Consider the following 20,519-nt stretch of genomic DNA (forward strand, 5'->3'; position numbering starts at 1 on the left):
CCGTGAGGAGCTTCGATGACGCGCATCGCCCCTGCCGAACGGCGCGCCGCGCTGGTGCAGGCGGCCCTGCGGGTGATCGCAAGGGACGGTGTGGCCGCCGCCACCACCCGGCGCATCGTCGCCGAGGCCGGGATGCCGCTGGCCAGCTTCCACTACGTCTTCGACTCCCGCGACGAGCTGATGGCCGAGCTGGTGAACACCGTCGTGGCGGAGGAGCAGACCGATCTGGAGCCCGCGCTCGACCCGGCGACGGCGCCGCTGGACCTGCGCGCCGCGATCCGCTCCGGCCTCCAGCACTACTTCGACGGCGTGCGCGCCGACCCCGACCGCGAGAAGGCGATGTTCGAGCTGACCCAGTGGGCGCTCCGCGAGCCCGGGTTCGCGCCGCTCGCCCGCCGCCAGTACGACCGGTACTACGAGCTCGCCGAACGTGCCGCGCGCGACGCCGCGGAGCTCACCGGCCGTGCCTGGCGACTGCCCGTCGCCGAGGTCGCCCGGCTGCTGGTGACGCTCACCGACGGGCTCACCATCGCCTGGCTGGTGACCCGCGACGACGCCGCAGCCGGACGCGCGCTGGACTTCGCGGCGGACGCGCTCGCGGCGCTCGCCGTCACTCCGGACCCCATCGCCACGGACCCCGTCGCTCAGCACCCCATCCTCGCCCACCCCGTCCCCTCCGCCCTCGACCCGAACGCAGGTGCCCGATGACCCACACCTCGACGCCGGCCGTCTTCGCCGAACCCACCCGCCGGGTCCCCGGCCGCTGGATCGCCGCCTTCGCCGTCGCCTGGCTGGGCGTCTGGATGGCGCAGCTCGCGCCCATCCAGAAGCTGCTGCCCGACCAGGTGCAGGCGCAGCTCCACACCACCTACTGGGTCGACAACGTCGTCGCCTTCGGCATCATCTCCGGCATCTCCGGCGTCTGCGCGATCGTCGCCTACCCGCTGACCGGCGCCCTCTCCGACCGCACGACGAGCCGGTACGGCCGGCGTCGCCCGTGGATCGCCGGCGGCGCCGCGCTGTTCGCGGTGTCCCTCGTGCTGCTCGGCCTGCAGACCACGATGGTCGGGATCGGCGTGTTCTGGTCGCTCGCGCTCACCGGCTTCTGCGTCCTCACCGCGGCGCTGACCGCGACGATCTCCGACCAGGTGCCGGTCGGCCAGCGCGGCTACGTCTCCGGCTGGATCAGCGCGCCGCAGGCCATCGGCATCATCCTCGGCGTCGCGCTGGTCACCTACGTGTTCGTCGGCGCCCTGCTCGGCTACACCGCGATGGCGGTACTGCTGGTGCTGCTCGTGCTGCCGTTCCTGTTCCTCCCCGACACGGTGCTGCCGCCGCACCTGCGCGAGCGGATGACGTTCCGCGGGGTGATCGAGGGGCTCTGGATCAGCCCGCGCGAGCATCCGGACTTCGGCTGGACGCTGCTGAGCCGCGTGCTGGTGAACTTCGGCAACGCGTTCGGGACGTCGCTTCTGCTGTACTTCCTGGAGTTCGGGCTGCACGACCGGCACGCCGACGACGACCTCCTGGTGCTGATCCTCATCTACATGATGTTCGTCATCATCGCGTCGCTCGCGCTCGGTCGGCTCTCCGACCGGCTCGGGAGGCGGAAGGCCTTCGTCTTCGTGTCCTCCGCGCTCCAGGGCGTCGCGGCCCTCCTGCTGGCGTTCGTGCCGGAGCTGTCGGTGGCGATGGTCGCGGCGGGACTGCTCGGCCTCGGCTACGGCTGCTTCCTGTCGGTGGACCAGGCGCTCGCGACCCAGGTGCTGCCGGACCCCGAGAACCGCGGGAAGGACCTCGGCATCATGAACATCGCGACGGCGGTGCCGCAGGCGATGGCGCCCTTGTTCGGAGCGGCGATCGTCGCGGCGCTGGGCGGCTTCGTCGGGTTGTTCGTGCTCTCGGGAGTGTTCGCGTTCGCCGGTGCGCTGGCGGTCGCCCGGGTGAAGGCGGTGCGCTGATGACCACGATCGACCTGACCGGCAAGCCGGCCGCGGCCGAACGCACCTGGACCACGCCCGACGTGTTCTGGCCGGCGCTGAGCGCCGCGACCGCCCGCCTCGACCCCGCGTTCGGTGTGCTGCACCTGCCGGCGTTGCGGCACAACGCCCACGACATGCTCCGGCGCGCCGCGGGAAAGCCGATCCGGGTGGCCTCCAAATCGGTGCGCGTGCGCGCCGTGCTGGACGCCGTCCTCGCCCTCCCGGGCTACGCCGGGGTGCTCGCCTACACGCTGCCCGAGGCGCTGTGGCTGGCCGCGGGCGACGCCGAGCACGCGCCGATCGAGGATGTGGTCGTGGGCTATCCGACCGCCGACCGGGCCGCGATCGCCCGCCTGGGCGCCTCGCCCGAGCTGGCCTCCCGGGTCGCGCTCATGGTCGACTCCGTCGCGCAGCTCGACCTCATCGACGCGGTCGTGCCGCCGGCGGAGCGGGAGACCATCCGGCTCTGCCTGGAGCTGGACTCGTCCTGGGACGCCCCGGTGCTCGGCCATGTCGGCGTCTACCGCTCGCCGCTGCATTCGGTCGAGGCGGTGCGCGCGGTGGCGGAGGCGGTCGTGCGGCGTCCCGGCTTCGCGCTGGTCGGGATGATGGGCTACGAGGCGCAGATCGCCGGCCAGGGCGACAACCCGACCGGGCGCCCGGCGTGGGGCGCGACCCTGCGCTGGATGCAGAAGAACTCGCGCGAGGAGCTGATCGCCCGCCGCGGGGAGGCCGTGGCCGCGGTGCGCGCGCTCGCGGACCTGGCGTTCGTGAACGGCGGCGGCACCGGCTCGCTGGAGTTCACGGCCTCCGACCCCGCGGTGACGGAGATCGCCGCGGGCAGCGGCCTGTTCGGCGGCCACCTGTTCGACACCTACCGTGGCTTCCGGCCCGCCCCCGCGGCGTCGTTCGCCCTCTCGGTGGTGCGCCGGCCCGACGAGCGCACTGCGACCCTGCTCGGCGGCGGCTGGATCGCCTCCGGCCCTCCCGGACCCGATCGGCTCCCGACGATCGAATGGCCGACGGGGCTGTCGATGGTCGACCGCGAGATGGCGGGGGAGGTGCAGACTCCGGTCACGGGCGCGGCGGCGGGCATCCTCCGCGTCGGGGACCGGGTGTGGCTGCGGCACACCAAGTCGGGGGAGTTGAGCGAGCATGTGAACGACTTCCACCTGGTCGACACGGTGAAGGGTCGGGCCGCCGTCGTCGGAGCCGTGCCGAGCTACCGCGGCGAGGGGAAGGTCTTCCTGTGACGGCCAACGGCGGCGTGTGGCGCAATTGGGGTCGCACCGAGTCCATCCGACCGCAGCGCGTCGAGCGGCCGCGCGACGCCGAGGCCGTGCAGCGCGCGGTCGTGGCGGCGGCGAGACAGGGGATGCGCGTCAAAGCCGTCGGCGCCGGGCACAGCTTCACCGGGATCGCGGCGGCGCCCGGCGTGCTGCTCGACCTGGAGGACGTCAGCGGCGTCCTCGACGTCGACCTCGAACGCGGCCGGGTGCGCCTCGCCGCGGGCACGCACCTCCACCAGCTCCCGCGTCTGCTGCGCCCGTACGGGCTGGCGTTGCAGAACATGGGCGACATCGACCGGCAGACCATCGCGGGCGCGACGTCCACCGGCACCCACGGCACCGGAGGCTCCTTCGGCGGCCTGGCGACCCAGATCGTCGCGGTCACCCTCGTCACCGGCACCGGCGAGCTGCTCACGGTCAGCGAGGACGAGAACGCCGAGCTGCTGCCGGCCGTCCGCCTCGGACTCGGCGCGCTCGCGGTGATCGTGGACGTGACGATCCAGTGTGTGCCGGGCTACCTGCTCCACGCGGTCGAGCGTCCCGAGCCGCTGCAGCAGGTGCTCGACAGCTACCTGGAGCGCTCGGCCCGGGAGGACCACTTCGAGTTCTACTGGTTCCCGCACACCGAGACCGGCCTGACCAAGACCAACACCCGGCTGCCCCTCACCGAGCCGCGCGCCCCGCTGTCTGTCGCCGGCCGCTGGGTGGACGACGAACTGCTCGCCAACGGGGTCTACCGCGGCGTCTGCGCGGTCGGGACGTTAGCGCCGGGCATCATCCCGCCGTTCAGCCGGCTGGCCCAGAAGCTCACCGGCAACCGCGACTTCACCGACCACTCCCCGCGGGTGTTCGTCACCAACCGCACCGTGCGCTTCCGGGAGATGGAGTACGCGCTCCCGCGGGAGGCCGTGCCGGGCGCGCTCGCCGAGGTGAAGGCGCTCATCGAGCGGAAAGGCTGGCGCATCTCCTTCCCGGTGGAGGTGCGCTCGGCCGCGGCCGACGACAACTGGCTGTCGACGGCGTACGGACGCGAGAGCGGCTACATCGCGGTGCACCGTTACTACCGGGAGGACCCGACCGAGTACTTCACCGCCGTCGAGGACATCATGACGGCGTACGCGGGCCGCCCGCACTGGGGCAAGCTCCACAACCGGGACGCCGACTCGCTGCATGAGTCGTACCCGCGCTTCGACGACTTCCTCGCCGCACGCGACCGCCTCGACCCCGACCGCCGCTTCGAGAACGCCTACCTCCGCCGCGTCCTCGGCCCCTGACCCCAGCGATCCATTCCGGACTTCTGTACGCGACACGCCGTGCTCCGGCGTGCACAACTCCGGAACGGATTGCTCAGGGGGTGCGGCGCTGGAGGGTGAGGGCGCCGACGATGACGGCGGCGACGGCGAACGCGCCGATGATGAGGAGCTGGCCTCCGATGTAGGCGGCGTCGTGCGAGTTCGTGGAGACGGCGTTCAGCGCGTCGACGGCGTGCGAGAGCGGCAGCCAGTCGCTGATCTGGCGGAGGCCGTCCGGGAGCTGGTCGCGCGGGATGAAGATGCCGCCGAGCAGGATCTGCGGGAACACGATCACCGGCATGAACTGCACGACCTGGAACTCGGTGCGCGCGAACGCGCTCGCGAACAGGCCGAGGGTGCTGCCGAGCACGGCGTCGGTGACGGCGACCGCCACCATCAGCCACGGGTCGCCCTTGATCTCCAGACCGCACACCCAGACGGCGTAGCCGACCGCGACCAGCGACTGGACGATCGCGAGCAGCCCGAAGGCGAGGGTGTAGCCGAGGATGAAGTCGCCCCGGCCGAGCGGCATCGACAGCAGCCGTTCGAGCGTGCCGGTGCGGCGCTCCCGCAGCGTCGTGATGCTGGTCACCAGGAACATGACGATGAACGGGAACAGCGCCACGATGGCCGGACCGATCGTGGCGAACACCGGCGTGTTCGTGAAGATCCAGGCCACCAGGCCGATCAGGAGGCTCGGGACGACGATCAGCAGACCGATCGTGCGCGGGTCGTGCCGGATCTGCGTGAGCACGCGGCCGGCCGTGGCGAGGGTGCGGGTGGGGTTCATCGCGCGGCCTCCCCGTGTTCGGTCTCTTCGGGCTCGGTCTCCTCGGGATCGGCGTCTTCCGCGCCCTCGCCCAGCGCGTGGCGTGGATGGCGCCGCCGCAGCAGCGTCAGGAACGCGCCCTCCGCGTCCGCCGCGCCGGTCTCCGTCAGCAGCTCCTCGGGGGTCGTGTCGGCGAGGATGGCGCCCTCCCGCATCAGCAGCAGCCGGTCGCAGCGGGTCGCCTCGTCCATGACGTGGCTGGAGATCAGGAGGCTGGTGCCGCCGTCCGCCAGCCGGTGGAACAGGCCCCACAGCTCCACGCGCAGGAGCGGGTCGAGGCCGACCGTCGGCTCGTCCAGCACCAGGAGGTCGGGGGAGCCGAGGAGCGCCGCGGCGAGCGACACCCGGCTGCGCTGGCCACCCGAAAGCGTCGAGACGAGCTGCCCGGCGTTCGGACCGAGGTCGGTGGCCTCGATGGCGCGCTCGACGTCCTCCTTGCCGGCGCCGAGCACGCTGCGGAAGTAGGCCAGGTTCTGTCGCACCGTCAGGTCGTCGTAGACGCTCGCGGCCTGCGTCACGTAGCCGACGCGGTGCCGGAGGACGGCCGAGCCGGCCGGCTGGCCGAGGACCTCCACGCGGCCGCCCGCCACGCGCTGCACGCCGACGATCGAGCGCATCAGCGTCGTCTTGCCGCAGCCGCTCGGCCCGAGCAGGCCCACGACCTGGCCGCGCGGGATGTGCAGGTCGAGGCCGTCCAGCACGGTCGTCCGGCCGCGCTTGACGCGCAGGCCGTCGATGACGACGGCGGAGTCCGCGACGAGGCCGTCCCCGGCGCCCGACGATGAATTCATCATGTGATGAATTATTCGCCCGGACCGTGCCCGCCGTCAATATCCCCGCCGTCAACATCCCCGAACAGATGCCACTGGATCACCGGCCCCACCCGCCTGGCGAGCTCGTCGGGCCCGGCGCTCGCGATCGGCTCCAGCTTCAGCACGTAACGGGTCATCAGCAGCCCGGCGATCTGCGCGGCGGCCAGGTCGGCGCGCAGCTCGGCGTCGTCGGTGTGCGTCAGCGCCGCGAGCCGCGCGAACACCTCGCGGGTCAGGAACTCGCGCAGCATCCGCGTGCCCGGGCCGCTGCTGAGCGCCGTGCGCAGGATGAGCACGATCCGCCCGGCGGCGCGTTCGTCCTCCAGCTGGGTGAGCAGGTAGCGCACCAGTGTCTCGCCGACCTGCTGCCGCGGGGCGGCGAGCAGGACGGTCAGCACCCGGTCCGGGCGGATCGGCGCCTCCAGCGTGGCGGCGAACAGGTCGGCTTTGTCCTCGAAGTAGTGGTGGACGAGCGCGGAGTCGACACCCGCCCGCCGGGCGACGGCGCGCAGCGAGGCCGCCTCGTAGCCGCGCTCGGTGAACTCCTCGGCGGCCGCCCGCACGATGGCCGAACGGGTGGAGGCCGCCCCGCGCTCCTTGCGCGGCCGGCCCCGCCTGCGGCGTTCGGCGAGCTCACTCACGTGTGCCATTGTGCACCCCGGACCGGGTGCCCTGTCCATCCGCATTGCGGTTGCTTCGAGTGTGATGGGAAGCCCGTGGGAGCCGCATCGGTCCCGGTTAGGATGCTGTTCAGCGCAGTCGATCGGCGCATACACGCTTAGGAGTTCCCGCAATGGAATGGCTCATTCCGGTCATCATCGTCGTCGTGCTCGTCGCGATCATCGGAATCTACTTCTGGGCCACGTACAACTCGCTCGTCACGCTCAAGGTGCGGGTCGACGAGGCGTGGAGCGACATCACGGTGCAGCTCAAGCGTCGTGCCGACCTCATCCCGAACCTGATCGAGACGGTCAAGGGCTATGCCGCGCACGAGCGCGGGGTCTTCGAGTCGGTGACCAAGGCGCGCGCAGAGACGCTGTCGGCGCAGACGCCGGGTGAGGCGTCCGCGGCCGAGGGGCACATGCAGACCGCGCTGAAGAGCATCTTCGCCGTGGCGGAGGCCTACCCGCAGCTCCAGGCGAGCCAGAACTTCCTGCGCCTGCAGGCCGACCTGGTCGACACCGAGGACAAGATCCAGGCCTCGCGCCGGTTCTACAACGGTGGCGTGCGCGAGTTCAACACCAAGATCAAGGTCTTCCCGAACAGCCTGTTCGCGCGCCGTCTCGGCTTCAGCGAGCGCGACTTCTTCGAGGTCGACAACCTGGCGGCGATCGCCGAGCCGCCGCGCGTTCAGTTCTAGGGCGTCGATGTACAGGGCTATCGCCAGGAACAAGCGCAACACCGTCTTCATCATCCTGCTGTTCCTGATCCTCATCGGTGCGCTCGGCTGGCTGTTCTCGGTCATCTACAACAGCTGGGCGATCCTGGCCTGGGTCGGGATCGGCGCCGTCGTCTACGCCGTGTTCCAGTACTTCATGGCCTCCAGCCAGGCGCTCAGCATGTCCGGAGCGGTTCCGATCACCAAGGCCGACAATCCGCGGCTCTGGAACGTGGTCGAGAACCTCTCGATCACGACCGGGACGCCCATGCCGGCGGTCTACATCATCGACGACCCGGCGCCGAACGCCTTCGCCACCGGCCGTGACCCGCAGCACGCGTCGGTCGCCGCGACCACCGGCCTGCTCGACATCATGAACGACGCCGAGCTGGAGGGCGTCATGGCCCACGAGCTCGGGCACGTGCGCAACTACGACATCCGGCTGTCGATGATCGTCTTCGGCCTCACGGTCGCGATCGGCCTCATCGCCGACATCTTCCTGCGGATGGCCTTCTTCGGCGGCAACAACCGCAACAACAACAACGGCGGGGGCGGCAACCCGATCGTGCTGGTGTTCGGGCTGGTCGCGGCGATCATCGCGCCGCTGGTGGCGACGCTCGTGCAGCTCGCGGTCTCCCGCCAGCGCGAGTACCTCGCCGACGCCACCGGGGCGATGACGACGCGCCACCCGGACGCGCTCGCCAGCGCGCTGCTGAAGCTGCAGGACTACGGCCGGCCGATGCGCCGCCAGAACAGCAGCATGGCGCACCTGTGGATCGCGGAGCCGCTCAAGCCCAGCCTGACGAGCCGGCTGTTCTCGACGCACCCGCCCATCCCCGAGCGCGTCGACCGCCTCGAGAAGATGGGCTCCACCTTCTAAGCAGCCATCGCTTCCTCACTTTCTCCCGCCCGCGCACGGCGTGTTGCGGGAGAAAGTGAGGAAGAGCTGGCTGGCTGCGTGCGTGGGCGCGCGGGGTCAGGCCTCGGCGGCCTCGAGTTCGGCTGTGCCGGTGTAACGGTAGCGGACGCGGGTGCCGACGGCGGGCTCGTCGAGGGGGCGCCACTCGGTGCCGGCGTTGTTCGCGCCGTCGATCACGTCGATGTCGCGGATGAGCTCGGCGGGGGCACCGTCGCGGTAGCCGGCGATGACCTCCGCGTAGACCGAGGAGTCGGGGTTCAGCAGCACCGCGATGTAGTGGCTGGACTCGCGCACGTCGTCGGTCGTCACCCACATCCGGTTGTCGAACTGGACGTGCGCGCGGCCGTCCGCGCCCCGTTTGACCCCGGTCACGATGCCGTCGAGCCAGCGTTCGCCGTCGCGGTAGGCGAAGAGCTCGCGCATGGGCTGTTCGAAGTCGGCCTCGTCGGCGTCGTCGGCGTCCAGGTACTCCAGCGGTGAACTCATGCCCCGCACCTTACCCCCGCACCGGGTCTCCCCGCGAGAGACGGTCCTCAGATGCCGGCGCGCCCGAGCCGGGGCAGCTCCGCGGCGACCATGGGCGCGAGGTCGCCGCGCGCGCCGGCTGCGACCTCCACACCGCCGAGGCCCTGCCAGGCCGCCGTCTCTCCGAGCAGGGGGACCAGGCGCTCGGCCACCCGGCCGCCGTCGCCGGCCTCCGTCCACGCGGACTGCACCCGCAGCACCCCGGCCTGCCGGTCGCTCTTCAGGTCGATGCGGCCGACCAGCTCGTCGTCCAGCAGAATGGGCAGCGAGTAATAGCCGTAGACCCGCTGCGGGGCGGGCGTATAGATCTCGATGCGGTAGTGGAAGCCGAACATCCGCAGCGCCCGGTCGCGGAACCAGACCACCGGGTCGAACGGCGACAGCAGCGCGGTGGCGTCGATGCTCCGGGGTTTCCGGGCGTCGCGGTGGATCCAGGCCTTCACGGGCCGGTCGCCCGCCCCGGTCCAGCCCTTCACCTGCACCGGGATGACCTCGCCGGCGTCGGCCAGCTCCTCCATCGCCACCGCGACGGCCGGGCCTTTCAGCCGGTAGTAGTCCGCGAAGTCGCGGAGCGTGCCGATGCCGTGGGCGACGACCGAACGGCGCAGCAGCTCGCGGATGGCGTCGGCGTCGTCCACCGTGCGGTCGAGCACGCTCGCCGGGAGGACGTCCTCCACCAGTCCGTAGCGGCGCTGGAAGCGCGTGCGGCCGGCGATGGCGACCTCCCCGAACAGGAACATCCGCTCCAGGGCGCGCTTGACCTCCGACCAGCCCCACCACGGCCCGGAACGCCGGTTGGCGTCGTGCTCGATCTCGCTCGCGGCGAGCGGGCCCTTGGCGGCGAGCTCGCTGCGCAGCCAGGACAGGGTGGTCTCGTGGGCGGCGAACCAGGCGTTGCCCGTGGCGTAGCGCTCCCGGTACCGGCGCATGCGCCACCCGAACAGCGACCAGTCCTCCTTGCGCACGAAGGCGGCCTCGTGCGCCCAGTACTCGGTGTGCGGGCCGCGCGCGTCGAACGTCAGCCGGTCGAGCAGGCTGCGGTCATACGCTCCCAGCCGCGCGAACGCCGGGAGGTAGTGGCTGCGCTCGAACACGTTGACCGAGTCGATCTGCAGCAGGTTGAGCCGGTCGATCAGCCCGTTGAGCTGCCGCGTTCCCACCAAGGCCGGGCGCGGGCGCCCGAAGCCCTGGGCGGCGAGCGCGATGCGGCGCGCGAGGGCGGGGGAGAGCTGTTCGACCACGGATCGACCTTAGCGGCAACGTCCGACACCCCTCGTTCACCCGATGGTCACTCCCCGCTGGGCCACTCGTATCCCAGCCTCCATACCGTGGCGAGGAGCCGGGTCGCACAGCCCGGCCCTCAACCCGACCTGGAGGACATTCCGTGATCACCACGCGCGCCCGCGTCGCCGGACTCGCCGCAGCGGCGACCGTCGTCGCCCTCTCGCTCGCCGCCTGCTCCGGCGGCGCCGGCGCCAGCACCACCGCCGCCGCCACCTCGGCCGCCTCGGCCACCGACGTCGCCTCCGCCGGCGGCATGTCGGCCCTGGTCGCCGCCGCGAAGAAGGAGGGCAGCCTCAACATCATCGCCACGCCCGGCGACTGGGCCAACTACCAGGAGATCTTCGACGGCTTCACCAAGAAGTACGGCATCACGATCAACCCGAGCCAGGACAGCGCCTCCAGCCAGGAGGAGATCGACGCCGCCAAGAAGCTGAAGGGCCAGGACACCGCTCCGGACACCTTCGACATCGGCTCGTCGGTGGCGCTGGCGAACACGCAGTACTTCGCCCCCTACAAGCCGACCGGCTTCGATGACATCCCGGCCGCGCAGAAGGACAAGGACGGCCTCTGGAAGGTCGGCTACTACGGCGTCATGTCCGTCGGCTACGACGCGAACAAGATCAAGACCGCGCCGAAGAAGTTCTCCGACCTGCTGAAGCCCGAGTTCAAGGGCGCCGTCGCGCTCAACGGCAACCCGACCCAGGCCGCAGCCGCGGCCGGCGCGGTCGCCTACGCCGACCTCCAGAACGGCGGAACGCTGGACGACCTGACCCCGGGCATCGACTGGTTCACCAAGCTGAAGGCCGCGGGCAACTGGAACGCCGCCGACGGCAAGCCGAACACCATCGCCTCCGGCGAGACCCCTGTGCTGCTCGACTGGTCGTTCAACCAGAAGGGCTACACCACCTCCGCCACCATCAAGTCGGGCGGCGTGAACTGGAAGTACGTCGTCCTCCCGGGCACCGCGTACGTCGGCTACTACAACCAGGCCATTAACAAGGACGCGCCGCACCCCGCGGCCGCGCGCCTCTGGGAGGAGTACCTCTACAGCGACGCCGCCCAGAACGCCTGGCTGAAGGGCGGCGCCTACCCGGTCCGCGTCGACGCCATGGAGAAGGCCGGAACGCTCGACACCAAGGACTTCCCGGGCAAGCTCGACAAGACGGCCGTGATGACGGACAAGCAGGCCACCGACGCCGGCACGCTCCTCAACGCCAAGTGGGCCAACGCGGTCGGTTGATGACGGAGACCATCGCCACACCGCTGGCCGACGCTGCCGCCGGGATCGTCTCGAGCGACTCCCGGCGGCAGCCGTCGTCGGCGCCCGCACCTGGTTCCGGCCGCCGGCGCCGCGGCCTCGCCGCCGCGCTCGGCCTGACCCCGTTCGCCCTCTACGTCGTCGTCTTCCTCGCCGTGCCCACGCTGGTCGCGGTGGGGAGCGGCTTCGTGGACGGCGATGGCCGCTTCACCTGGTCCAACATCACCGGCCTCGCGGAGCCCGCCATCGCCGGGTCGTTCTTCGGCGCCTTCTGGCTCTCCGCGGTGACCGCCGTCGTCGGCGCGGTCGCCGGAGCCGCGCTCTGCTTCGCCATGCTGGGCTCCCGGCCGGGCGGCGTCGGACGCTCGCTCGTCGACTCCGCCAGCAGCGTGCTCGCCCAGTTCGGCGGCGTGATGCTGGCGTTCGCCTTCATCGCCACCATCGGCGCGCAGGGCCTGGTGACCGTGCTGCTGCGCAACGCCTTCCACGTGAACATCTACGCGAACGGCGTCTGGCTCTACACGGTGCCTGGCCTCATCCTCCCGTACCTGTACTTCCAGATCCCGCTCATGGTCATCACCTTCCTCCCGGCGCTGGAGGGCCTGCGCCCGCAGTGGCTGGAGGCGACCGCCACGCTCGGCGGCACGCGCTGGACCTACTGGACCCGGGTCGGCGGCCCGATCCTGCTGCCGTCGTTCCTCGGCAGCCTGCTCCTGCTGTTCGCCAACGCCTTCTCGTCGTACGCGACGGCCGCCGCCCTCGTCGGCCAGGCCAACAACATCGTGTCGCTGCAGATCCGCCAGGCCCTCATCTCCGAGACCGTGCTCGGCCGCGCGAACCTGGCCGGCTCGATGGCGCTCGGGATGCTCGTGGTGATGATCCTCGTGATGCTCGCCTACTCGGCGCTCGTGCGCCGGACCGCGCGGTGGCAGCGGTGAGCGGCGGCGCTCCGCTCCGGCTCGGGCCGGGCCCGGTCGTGCGCACGGTGATCTGGGTGGTCCTCGGCGCGTTCTTCCTCATCCCGCTGTTCTCGATGCTGGAGTTCACGCTGCGCACGGCGAAGCCCGGGGTGTACAGCTTCGACCGCTGGGCCGGCGTGTTCAGCGGCGGGACCACGCTCTACGACCGCGTGTACCAGGGGCTCGGCAACTCGCTCGTGCTCGCCGTCGTCACGGTGGCGATCGTCCTGCTGGTGCTGCTGCCGACCATCGTGCTGGTCGAGCTGCGCTTTCCCCAGCTGCGACGCCTGCTGGAGGCCGTCTGCCTGCTGCCGATCATGATCCCGGCGATCGTGATGGTGGTGGGCCTGGCGCCGACCTACGCGGTCGTGACCTCGATCTTCGGATCGGGGGCGTGGACGCTGGCGTTCGCCTACGGCATCACCGTGCTCCCGTTCGCCTACCGCGCCATCCAGAGCAACGTCGCGGCGGTCGACCTGGTGACGCTGAGCGAGGCCGCCCGCTCCCTCGGCGCCGGCTGGGGCGCGGTGTTCTGGCGGGTGCTGACGCCGAACCTGCGCCGCGGCATCCTCGCCGCCTCCGCGCTCTCCGTCGCCGTCGTTCTCGGCGAATTCACGATCGCGTCCCTGCTCAGCCGGGTGAACCTGCAGACCTCGCTGCTGCTGGTCTCCCAGTCCGATCCGTTCGTCGCGGTCATCTTCGCGCTGCTGGCGCTGGTGTTCGCGTTCGTCCTCCTCGTCGTCGTCGACCGTGTCGTCGGCGCCCGCCGCCGTGCGCGGCGTCCCGTGAAAGGCACCCCATGACCGTCCTCGAATCCACTGTCGCCGGCTCCCGGGTCGGCTCTACCGTCGAACTGGACGGGGTCGTGCGCGACTTCGGCGGCGGCGCCGGCCTCGCCGGGTTCTCGCTGGCGGCGCGCCCGGGGGAGTTCATCGCCCTGCTTGGGCCCTCCGGCTGCGGCAAGACCACCGCGTTGCGGGCGCTCGCCGGGCTGGAGCGCGTCGACTCCGGCCGCGTCGTCATCGACGGCCGCGACGTCACCGACGAGCCGACCAACCGGCGCGACCTGGGGATGGTGTTCCAGTCGTACTCGCTGTTCCCGCACCTGACCTCCGGCCAGAACGTCGAGTTCGGGCTCCGGATGCGCAAGGTCGCCGCCGGTGAACGGCGGCGTCGCGCGGCGGAGGCGCTGGAGCTCGTGGGGCTCGACCACCATGCCGACCGCTACGCCCACCAGCTCTCCGGCGGCCAGCAGCAGCGCGTGGCGCTCGCCCGCGCACTGGTCACCGAACCGCGGGTGCTGCTGCTCGACGAGCCGCTGTCGGCACTGGACGCGAAGGTGCGCGTGCAGCTCCGCGAGGAGATCCGCCGCCTCCAGACCGAGCTCGGGATCACGACCTTCTTCGTGACGCACGACCAGGAGGAGGCGCTCGCCGTCGCCGACCGGGTCGCGGTCATGCGCGCGGGCGCGATCGAGCAGATCGGCACGCCGGAGGAGCTGTACCACCGGCCGGCGACCGCGTTCGTGGCGGAGTTCGTGGGGCTGACCAACCGGGTTCCCGGTGTCGTCTCCGGCGGTGCGCTGCGGGTGCTCGGGCAGACCGTCCCGCTCGCCGCGCCGGTCGCCGACGGCCAGGTGACCGCCTTCGTGCGGCCGGAGGACGTGCTGCTCGCTCCGGAGGGGGTGCCGGCGGAGGTGCTCACGACCAGCTTCCTCGGCGCGCTGCGGCGCACGCGCGTTCGGCTGGTGGACGGATCGGAGCTGGCCGTCCAGCACAGCGCGCGCGACCTGCCCACACCCGGAGAGCGCGTGCACCTCGTGCTCTCGGGTACCCCGGTCACCGTCGCGAAAGACACTGGAATCTCACGATAGAAATTGAAATGTCGGTCTGACGCCATACAATTTGGTGCATGATCACCAGCACCAAAACGAGAGGGCGGCGCCTTCGCGCCATCGCCCTCGCCGCCGTGGGCACGTTCACCGGCCTGCTCCTCGCCGCAGGCGGCCTCGCGGCGTCGAACGAAACGGCCCAGGCCACGCACTACCGAGCCGACCAGATCGAGTGGCACGTCACGACCGGGAACACTGTGATGTTCCATCTCACCCTCTCGACCCGCGCGAGCGCCTTCATCTCCGCAGCGCCCGGGGCCACGATCTCCGCGGGAAGCCTCAGCTACGGCGATGGGGCGACCGTGGGGCTCGTCCGATTCACCGTCAGCACCCTGGACAGCGTCAACGATGTGCTGACGGCGGAAACCACGCTCACGCATGAGTACGCGACCGAGGGCCCATTCTCCGTGAGATTCAGCGATTGCTGTCGACTTTCGTCCCTGCGCACATCAACAACGGCGACGGTTCCAGCATCCTCACGACCACGGTCGATCTCGTCAAGGCGCAGGCCAGTCCCAGCAGTGCGATCTCGCCCATCGTCGACTGCCCGATCGGAGCTGTGTGTGCGTTCCGCATCCCCGCGATCGGTGGTACGCCCGGGTCAGAGCTCCGCTATCGGATGGCGACGTCCGCAGAGTCGGGCGTCGTATCGCAGCCGGGCCCTCCCCACGCGCTGTCGGCGGCGGAGATCGACCCCGTCACCGGTGTCTACACCTGGGACACCACGGGAGCGCGCGTGAATGCCACCGGTTTCTCGTTCTACTCCACGCAGGTCGTCGTCGAAGAGTACGTGGGTGGGGTTCTGGTGGCGACTCTGCCGATCGACTTCTTCATTCGCCTGTCCGACGATGTGAGCAATGCCGCACCGGTCTTCGACGCCCCCACACCGGCGGACGGCACCGAGATCTCGGTCGCCATCGGCTTCCCCGTCTCCTTCGGGATCCAGGCGTCGGATCCGGATGTCGGCGACATCGTGACCCTCGCCATCCTTCAGCTGCCGACGGGCGCGGTTCTCAATCCGGTAGCGGGCAATCCGGCGACCGCCACGTTCGACTGGACCCCGACCGCGCTGGGCGACTACATCCTGATCCTCACCGCGCAGGATCAAAGCGGGCTGCAGGCCGTCCAGCGCTCGATCATCGTGCACGTCGTGCCGATGGCGGATGAGGGACTCGAGCCCGACGAGGAAGAGGGCGACATCGTGACTCCCGCCCCCGAGCCGAACGGATCGGACGGAGTGAAGCAGCCCACCGTGACGGTGACCGACAGCACTGTGAAGGCGACTGGCGGCCGGCTCGCCGCGACCGGTTCGGACGGCGCCTGGACCGGTGTGCTCGCGGGCACTGCGGGGTTCCTCGCGGTGGCGGGCGTGGTCATCGTCGCCATTCTCCGGCGTCGGCCGACGAGCCGCTGACCGCTCGGCGGAGGGGAGGGGTGTCCGGTGCTCCTCCTCTCCGGGGTCCGTGCAGGCACGGTCGCACACCCGGGGCGGCGTCAGTAGAGTAATCCTCATGTCTGGCATCGTCCCGGGGGCGGACGCCGAGTACACAGACGCCATCGACCCCTCATCCTTCGTGAAGACCCTCTCGCCGAGCGACGTGCTCACTCGGATCCGACCGGGCGACATCCTGCACTGGCCGCCCTTCTTCTTCCCCATCGACACCATCAGTCCGACCCACACGGTCGGGAAGGGCCGCACCAACCTGACGCTGATCGCGTCCGACATCCTGCAGACCGACACCACCGGCACGCCGTACGCGTCGTTCAGCTTCCGGCAGGTGCCGTCCGGCGGACCGGGCGTCTCCGTGCACTTCGACCCCGGAGCCTACGGAGCGACGGCGGTCGCGAGCTATGTCATCGAGTTCCTCATCGCCACCAGCGGCCCGGTGTCGCTCTCGGTGGGAGGCTACGCGGGAGCGGGCACCGTGACCGGCGCGGGCGTGAAGACCGTCAACGGCAACGTCTCGGTCTCGGTCGGCCTCAGCAACGTCCCGCCGGGCCAGGTGACCTACGCCTCGATCCAGCAGACATCCGCGGGGCCGGGCTGGCAGTGGTTCTCGACCTCCATCGAGTATCCGCCGCTGGTGTTCGAACCCTGACGGCTATCCCACGAGCGGAGCGCGCGGTCCGGTGATCGCGCGCTCCGGCCGTTCCGCGCGCGTGAACGAGAGCACCACCCCCGTCGCGGCGAGGGAAGCGACCATCGCGGTGCCGCCGGCCGAGATGAACGGCAGCGGCACGCCGAGCACCGGCAGCAGCCCGAGCACGACGGCGATGTTCACGAACGCCTGGAAGACGAGCCAGACCAGCACGGTGCCGGTGGTGACGCGGGCCACCGGGTCAGGCGTGGTGCGCACGATCGCCACCATGATCAGGCCGAGCGCCGCGAACAGCGCGAGGACGAGGGCGGCGCCGAGCAGGCCCAGCTCCTCGCCGATCACCGCGAAGATGAAGTCGGTGTCGGCGGAGGGCAGCCACGACCACTTCGCGTGCGAGTTGCCGAGGCCGACGCCCCAGAGCCGGCCCGTCGCCAGCGCGTAGTGCGCGTTGTTCACCTGCCAGTCCACGTCCGGGTTGACCGAGCTCGTGCCGCCGAAGAACGCGAAGACGCGGCCCCGGCGGGTCTCGCTCGACAGTGCCAGGAGCAGCGCGGCGATCGCGACGACGCCGAGCGCGAGGCCGATGTGCCGCAGGCGCGCGCCCGCGAAGTAGCAGGCGCCGAGGGTGAAGGCGGCCATGACGACGGTCGTGCCGAGGTCGCCGCCGAGCTGCACCAGGAGCAGCGCGGGGAGGACGACGGGCAGCGTCCGCCGGGCCAGGGTGCGGCCGTCCGCGGGGTCGACGCCGCGCGCGCCCAGCGCCGTGCCGAGCCAGACGGCCAGACCGAGCTTGATCCCCTCCGACGGCTGACCGGTGACCGGGCCGAGCCGGATCCAGTTCGTGTTGTCGCCGATCTGCACACCGAGCGGAGTCGTGATCGCCAGGAGCTGGAGGACACACGCCACGAGCAGCAGCACGGTCGCCGCCCGCTGGATGGTGCGCCGCGACAGGGCGGGGACGAGCAGCAGCAGGCCGATCCCGACGCCGCAGAAGACCCACTGCGACCAGAACCGCCCGAAGAACCCGTTGCCGTCGGCGTGCGACTCGATCGACGACGACGAGAGCACCATCAGGAGGCCGAACACGACCAGGAACAAGACGACGGCGATCAGCGCCGTCCCGAGCCGCGACGGCGGCCGCCAGTTCGGAGGGAGGCGGAGCAGGAGCCGGCGTCCGGTGGTGGTGGTGGCAGGCGTGGCGGGGTGGAGCGGTGGTGCAGTCATGAGGGATCGGCCACAGACTAGGGCGGCGTGGCGACGCGGGAGGGCGGGCCGCACCGGCCTCCCGGATTCCCTGAGCGTTTCCACAGGAACGGCGCCGACGCCCACCTAGACTGGCGGGCATGGCAGAGAGCGACGCTCCGCAGAGTCCGTCCGCCCCGCGGGCCCGGGCGCGCTTTCTGAGGCGTCGCCGCGACATCGAGTCGGGCGCGGAGTCGAGCGTGGCGTCGAGCACCGGGCCGAGGGCCGGCGACACCGCCCCGATCGACGCCTCCCTCCCGCGCGGCGTCCGCCTGGCCGGGGCCTGGTCGTGGCGGCTGCTGGTCATCGGCGCCGTCATCGCGGTCGTGGTCTTCCTCGTCGTCCAGCTCAGTCTGATCGTCGTCCCGGTCCTGATCGCAGTGCTCCTCGGCGCCCTGCTCGTCCCGTTCAAGGACCTCCTGGTCCGTCACCGCTGGCCGCGCTGGCTGGCGATCCTCACCACGCTGCTGACGCTGATCGTGGTCGTCGGCGGCCTGTTCTCCGTCGCGATCTGGCAGGTCACGCGCGAGAGCCACGACCTCCAGGCCCAATCGGTGGCGGCGTTCGACCAGTTCCGGAGCTGGCTGACCACCGGCCCGCTCGGTCTCACCACGGTCCAGCTCGACGAGGCGTTCCAGTCGCTCTGGTCGTCGTTGCAGAAGGACAGCCAGGTCTACATCTCCGGGGCGCTCTCGATCGGCTCCACGCTGGGCCACGTGCTGACCGGCGCTCTGCTGACGGTGTTCAGCGTGCTGTTCATCCTCATCGACGGCCGCAGCATCTGGGGCTGGATCGTGCGGATCTTCCCGAAGAACGCCCGGGCCGCGGTCGACGGCGCGGGACAGGCCGGCTGGCTGACCCTCCGGAACTTCGCCAAGGTGCAGGTGCTCGTCGCCTCCATCGACGCGCTCGGCATCGGCCTCGGCGCGTTCTTCCTCGGCCTGCCGCTGGTGCTGCCGATCGCCGTGCTGGTCTTCCTCGGGTCGTTCATCCCGATCGTCGGCGCGGTGCTCACCGGTGCGATCGCCGTGTTCGTCGCGCTCGTCTTCAAGGGCTGGGTCTTCGCGCTCATCATGCTCGCCGTCGTGCTGGTCGTGCAGCAGGTCGAGGGGCACGTCCTCCAGCCGCTGATCATGGGGACGGCGGTGAAGGTGCACCCGCTCGCGGTCGTCCTGGCGGTCGCCGCGGGCTCGCTGCTGGCCGGGATCCCCGGCGCGCTCTTCGCGGTCCCGTTCGTCGCGGTGCTCAACGTGATGGTGCACTACGTGTCGTCGGGAGCCTGGCGGTCGCGGCCTCCGGAGGCCACCGCGGCTCCTGAGGGTGCGATCTGGGAGACCGTTCCCCGGCCCCGGCGGACGCGTGGGCGCAGCCGTCGCATACAGTCAGCGGTATACGACCACGAGTAGGCTGTGCGAGTGGATACCGCGACCGATCCGACGCGCACCCCGTTCGCCGGCCCCGCCCTGGACGAGATTCAGGCGGCGCGCGCGATCGTGGCCCGGGTCGCGCAGCCCACGCCGCTGGAGACCTCCCGCTACCTGACCGATGTGCTCGGCGCCCCGGTCATCCTCAAGTGCGAGAACCTGCAGCGCACCGGGTCGTACAAGATCCGCGGCGCGTACAACCGGCTCTCCAAGCTGACCGCCGCGGAGCGGGCACGCGGCGTCGTCGCCGCCTCCGCGGGCAACCACGCGCAGGGCGTCGCCTTCGCCGCCCGCGAGCTCGGCATCCACGCCACGATCTTCATGCCGGTGGGCGTGGCCATCCCCAAGTTCCAGGCGACCCGCGCGTACGGCGCGGACGTCGTGCTCAGCGGCAGCATCGTGGACGAGACGCTGCGCGCGGCCGCCGACTTCGCCGCCGAGACGGGAGCGGTGCTCATCCCGCCGTTCGACCACCCGGACGTGATCGCCGGTCAGGGGACCCTGGGGCTCGAGATTTTCGACGAGGTGCCCGACGTCGACACGATCGTCGTGCCGATCGGCGGTGGCGGCCTCATCTCGGGTGTGGCGAGCGCGGTCAAGCAGCGAGCGGCCCGAGAGGGGCGCACCGTCCGGGTGATCGGCGTGCAGGCGGCCAACGCCGCCGCCTACCCGGCCTCGCTCGCCGCGGGCGAGCCGACCGAGATCGGCCTCGTGGCGACCATCGCCGACGGCATCGCGGTCAGCAAGCCGGGCATCCTGAACTTCGAGATCATCCGCGAGGCGGTGGACGCCGTGGTCACCGTCACCGAGGACGACATCGCCCGCGCACTGCTGGTGCTGCTGGAGCGCGCGAAGCTCGTGGTCGAGCCGGCCGGCGCGGTCGGCGTGGCCGCGATCCTCGCGGGCCTCGTCCCGGTGGACGACGCGGCCGGGCCGGTCGTCGCGATCCTCTCCGGCGGCAACATCGACCCGCTGCTGATGCAGCGCGTCATCGCCCACGGCCTGGCGGCCTCCGACCGCTACCTGCGGCTCTCGATCATGCTCCCCGACCGGCCCGGGCAGCTGGCGCGCATCGCCGAGATCCTCGCCGGCGTCAACGCCAACGTGGTGGAGGTGCTGCACACGCGGCACGGCAGCGGGCTCCAGCTCAGCCAGGTCGAGCTGGATGTCTCCGTGGAGACCCGCGGCAGGGAGCACCGTCAGCAGGTCATCCAGGTGCTCCGCTCCGCCGGGTACGACCCGGTGCTCGAAGAGGAATGAAAAAACCGCCGAGTACGCAGATTGTCTGCGTACTCGGCGGCCAGGTTATTCGCTGGGGGTTCGGGTCTGAATTCGG

Annotated in this window: 20 protein-coding genes; 14 read left to right on the forward strand and 6 right to left on the reverse strand. The window is 71.1% G+C overall.

The features are described 5' to 3' along the window. The first annotated feature begins 15 nt into the window (after positions 1-15). From ABIA36_RS12375 to ABIA36_RS12390, 4 genes are read left to right on the forward strand one after another with little or no spacing between them, the layout of a single operon-like run. Entirely contained in the window at positions 16-708 is a 693-nt protein-coding gene (locus ABIA36_RS12375) for a TetR/AcrR family transcriptional regulator (protein ID WP_369962696.1), read from the forward strand. Continuing rightward, complete coding sequence (locus ABIA36_RS12380; protein WP_369962697.1) at positions 705-1,961, forward strand: MFS transporter; 1,257 nt, start codon at positions 705-707, stop codon at positions 1,959-1,961. The genes ABIA36_RS12375 and ABIA36_RS12380 overlap by 4 nt, the downstream gene beginning before the upstream one ends. Continuing rightward, positions 1,961-3,235 carry an alanine racemase gene (locus ABIA36_RS12385; RefSeq protein WP_369962698.1) on the forward strand — a complete coding sequence of 425 codons (1,275 nt, stop codon included), beginning with the start codon at positions 1,961-1,963 and terminating at the stop codon, positions 3,233-3,235. Before ABIA36_RS12380 ends, ABIA36_RS12385 begins: the two co-directional genes overlap by 1 nt. Then, a complete protein-coding gene (locus tag ABIA36_RS12390; RefSeq protein ID WP_369962699.1) occupies positions 3,232-4,545 on the forward strand; it encodes a D-arabinono-1,4-lactone oxidase in 1,314 nt (437 codons plus the stop codon). Before ABIA36_RS12385 ends, ABIA36_RS12390 begins: the two co-directional genes overlap by 4 nt. Positions 4,546-4,618: 73 nt before the next feature. Here ABIA36_RS12390 and ABIA36_RS12395 read toward each other — a convergent pair whose 3' ends face one another. From ABIA36_RS12395 to ABIA36_RS12405, 3 genes are read right to left on the reverse strand one after another with little or no spacing between them, the layout of a single operon-like run. Then, positions 4,619-5,353 carry an ABC transporter permease gene (locus ABIA36_RS12395; RefSeq protein ID WP_369962700.1) on the reverse strand — a complete coding sequence of 245 codons (735 nt, stop codon included), beginning with the start codon at positions 5,351-5,353 and terminating at the stop codon, positions 4,619-4,621. Next, complete coding sequence (locus ABIA36_RS12400; protein ID WP_369962702.1) at positions 5,350-6,186, reverse strand: ABC transporter ATP-binding protein; 837 nt, start codon at positions 6,184-6,186, stop codon at positions 5,350-5,352. The genes ABIA36_RS12395 and ABIA36_RS12400 overlap by 4 nt, the downstream gene beginning before the upstream one ends. 8 nt (positions 6,187-6,194) lie before the next feature. After that, a complete protein-coding gene (locus ABIA36_RS12405; protein WP_369962703.1) occupies positions 6,195-6,845 on the reverse strand; it encodes a TetR family transcriptional regulator in 651 nt (216 codons plus the stop codon). Between the two features lie 152 nt (positions 6,846-6,997). On the opposite strand from ABIA36_RS12405, the gene ABIA36_RS12410 reads away from it, so the two are divergent. Continuing rightward, entirely contained in the window at positions 6,998-7,564 is a 567-nt protein-coding gene (locus tag ABIA36_RS12410) for a LemA family protein (RefSeq protein ID WP_369962704.1), read from the forward strand. A gap of 7 nt (positions 7,565-7,571) precedes the next feature. Continuing rightward, entirely contained in the window at positions 7,572-8,462 is an 891-nt protein-coding gene (locus tag ABIA36_RS12415) for a M48 family metalloprotease (RefSeq protein WP_369962705.1), read from the forward strand. A gap of 96 nt (positions 8,463-8,558) precedes the next feature. Here the strand turns inward: ABIA36_RS12415 and ABIA36_RS12420 are convergent, their stop codons facing one another. Together ABIA36_RS12420 and ABIA36_RS12425 are read right to left on the reverse strand one after the other, a co-directional pair. Then, positions 8,559-8,987: a hypothetical protein gene (locus ABIA36_RS12420; RefSeq protein WP_369962706.1), complete on the reverse strand. Its 429-nt coding sequence runs from the start codon at positions 8,985-8,987 to the stop codon at positions 8,559-8,561. Between the two features lie 47 nt (positions 8,988-9,034). Next, positions 9,035-10,267, reverse strand: coding sequence for a winged helix-turn-helix domain-containing protein (locus tag ABIA36_RS12425; protein ID WP_369962707.1), 1,233 nt, complete (start codon positions 10,265-10,267; stop codon positions 9,035-9,037). A 143-nt stretch (positions 10,268-10,410) separates the two neighbouring features. Here ABIA36_RS12425 and ABIA36_RS12430 point away from each other — a divergent pair, with 143 nt between their 5' ends. From ABIA36_RS12430 to ABIA36_RS12455, 6 genes are all read left to right on the forward strand, one after another. Then, positions 10,411-11,550 carry an ABC transporter substrate-binding protein gene (locus ABIA36_RS12430; protein WP_369962708.1) on the forward strand — a complete coding sequence of 380 codons (1,140 nt, stop codon included), beginning with the start codon at positions 10,411-10,413 and terminating at the stop codon, positions 11,548-11,550. After that, complete coding sequence (locus tag ABIA36_RS12435; protein ID WP_369962710.1) at positions 11,529-12,506, forward strand: ABC transporter permease; 978 nt, start codon at positions 11,529-11,531, stop codon at positions 12,504-12,506. The genes ABIA36_RS12430 and ABIA36_RS12435 overlap by 22 nt, the downstream gene beginning before the upstream one ends. After that, on the forward strand, positions 12,494-13,330 hold the full coding sequence (locus ABIA36_RS12440) for an ABC transporter permease (RefSeq protein ID WP_369962711.1): 837 nt from the start codon (positions 12,494-12,496) through the stop codon (positions 13,328-13,330). The genes ABIA36_RS12435 and ABIA36_RS12440 overlap by 13 nt, the downstream gene beginning before the upstream one ends. Continuing rightward, positions 13,327-14,400 (forward strand): ABC transporter ATP-binding protein, encoded by a 1,074-nt coding sequence (locus ABIA36_RS12445; protein ID WP_369962712.1) that lies wholly within the window; start codon positions 13,327-13,329, stop codon positions 14,398-14,400. Before ABIA36_RS12440 ends, ABIA36_RS12445 begins: the two co-directional genes overlap by 4 nt. Before the next feature lie 439 nt (positions 14,401-14,839). Continuing rightward, the gene (locus ABIA36_RS12450) at positions 14,840-15,832 is read left to right on the forward strand and encodes a hypothetical protein (RefSeq protein ID WP_369962714.1); all 993 of its coding nucleotides are present in this window, start codon (positions 14,840-14,842) and stop codon (positions 15,830-15,832) included. A gap of 97 nt (positions 15,833-15,929) precedes the next feature. After that, complete coding sequence (locus ABIA36_RS12455) at positions 15,930-16,517, forward strand: hypothetical protein (protein ID WP_369962715.1); 588 nt, start codon at positions 15,930-15,932, stop codon at positions 16,515-16,517. A 3-nt stretch (positions 16,518-16,520) separates the two neighbouring features. Here ABIA36_RS12455 and ABIA36_RS12460 read toward each other — a convergent pair whose 3' ends face one another. Next, entirely contained in the window at positions 16,521-17,741 is a 1,221-nt protein-coding gene (locus tag ABIA36_RS12460; protein WP_369962716.1) for a putative peptidoglycan glycosyltransferase FtsW, read from the reverse strand. 119 nt (positions 17,742-17,860) lie between these two features. On the opposite strand from ABIA36_RS12460, the gene ABIA36_RS12465 reads away from it, so the two are divergent. Both ABIA36_RS12465 and ilvA read left to right on the forward strand, forming a co-directional pair. Then, positions 17,861-19,165, forward strand: a complete 1,305-nt coding sequence (locus ABIA36_RS12465; protein WP_369962717.1) for an AI-2E family transporter — start codon at positions 17,861-17,863, stop codon at positions 19,163-19,165. A 9-nt stretch (positions 19,166-19,174) separates the two neighbouring features. Continuing rightward, the gene (ilvA, locus tag ABIA36_RS12470; protein ID WP_369962718.1) at positions 19,175-20,443 is read left to right on the forward strand and encodes a threonine ammonia-lyase; all 1,269 of its coding nucleotides are present in this window, start codon (positions 19,175-19,177) and stop codon (positions 20,441-20,443) included. Positions 20,444-20,519 lie beyond the last annotated feature (76 nt).

Source organism: Leifsonia sp. EB34 (genome assembly GCF_041260585.1).
Lineage (GTDB): Bacteria > Actinomycetota > Actinomycetes > Actinomycetales > Microbacteriaceae > Leifsonia.

What these genes read in the sequence shown, in the direction of transcription:
- ABIA36_RS12465 (WP_369962717.1), top strand. Translation starts at nt 17,861, where the DNA reads ATGGCAGAGAGCGACGCTCCGCAGAGTCCGTCCGCCCCGCGGGCCCGG.
- ABIA36_RS12410 (WP_369962704.1), top strand. Translation starts at nt 6,998, where the DNA reads ATGGAATGGCTCATTCCGGTCATCATCGTCGTCGTGCTCGTCGCGATC.
- ABIA36_RS12445 (WP_369962712.1), top strand. Translation starts at nt 13,327, where the DNA reads ATGACCGTCCTCGAATCCACTGTCGCCGGCTCCCGGGTCGGCTCTACC.
- ABIA36_RS12455 (WP_369962715.1), top strand. Translation starts at nt 15,930, where the DNA reads ATGTCTGGCATCGTCCCGGGGGCGGACGCCGAGTACACAGACGCCATC.
- ABIA36_RS12375 (WP_369962696.1), top strand. Translation starts at nt 16, where the DNA reads ATGACGCGCATCGCCCCTGCCGAACGGCGCGCCGCGCTGGTGCAGGCG.
- ABIA36_RS12415 (WP_369962705.1), top strand. Translation starts at nt 7,572, where the DNA reads ATGTACAGGGCTATCGCCAGGAACAAGCGCAACACCGTCTTCATCATC.
- ABIA36_RS12400 (WP_369962702.1), bottom strand. Translation starts at nt 6,186, where the DNA reads ATGATGAATTCATCGTCGGGCGCCGGGGACGGCCTCGTCGCGGACTCC.
- ABIA36_RS12420 (WP_369962706.1), bottom strand. Translation starts at nt 8,987, where the DNA reads ATGAGTTCACCGCTGGAGTACCTGGACGCCGACGACGCCGACGAGGCC.
- ABIA36_RS12395 (WP_369962700.1), bottom strand. Translation starts at nt 5,353, where the DNA reads ATGAACCCCACCCGCACCCTCGCCACGGCCGGCCGCGTGCTCACGCAG.
- ABIA36_RS12380 (WP_369962697.1), top strand. Translation starts at nt 705, where the DNA reads ATGACCCACACCTCGACGCCGGCCGTCTTCGCCGAACCCACCCGCCGG.
- ABIA36_RS12460 (WP_369962716.1), bottom strand. Translation starts at nt 17,741, where the DNA reads ATGACTGCACCACCGCTCCACCCCGCCACGCCTGCCACCACCACCACC.
- ABIA36_RS12385 (WP_369962698.1), top strand. Translation starts at nt 1,961, where the DNA reads ATGACCACGATCGACCTGACCGGCAAGCCGGCCGCGGCCGAACGCACC.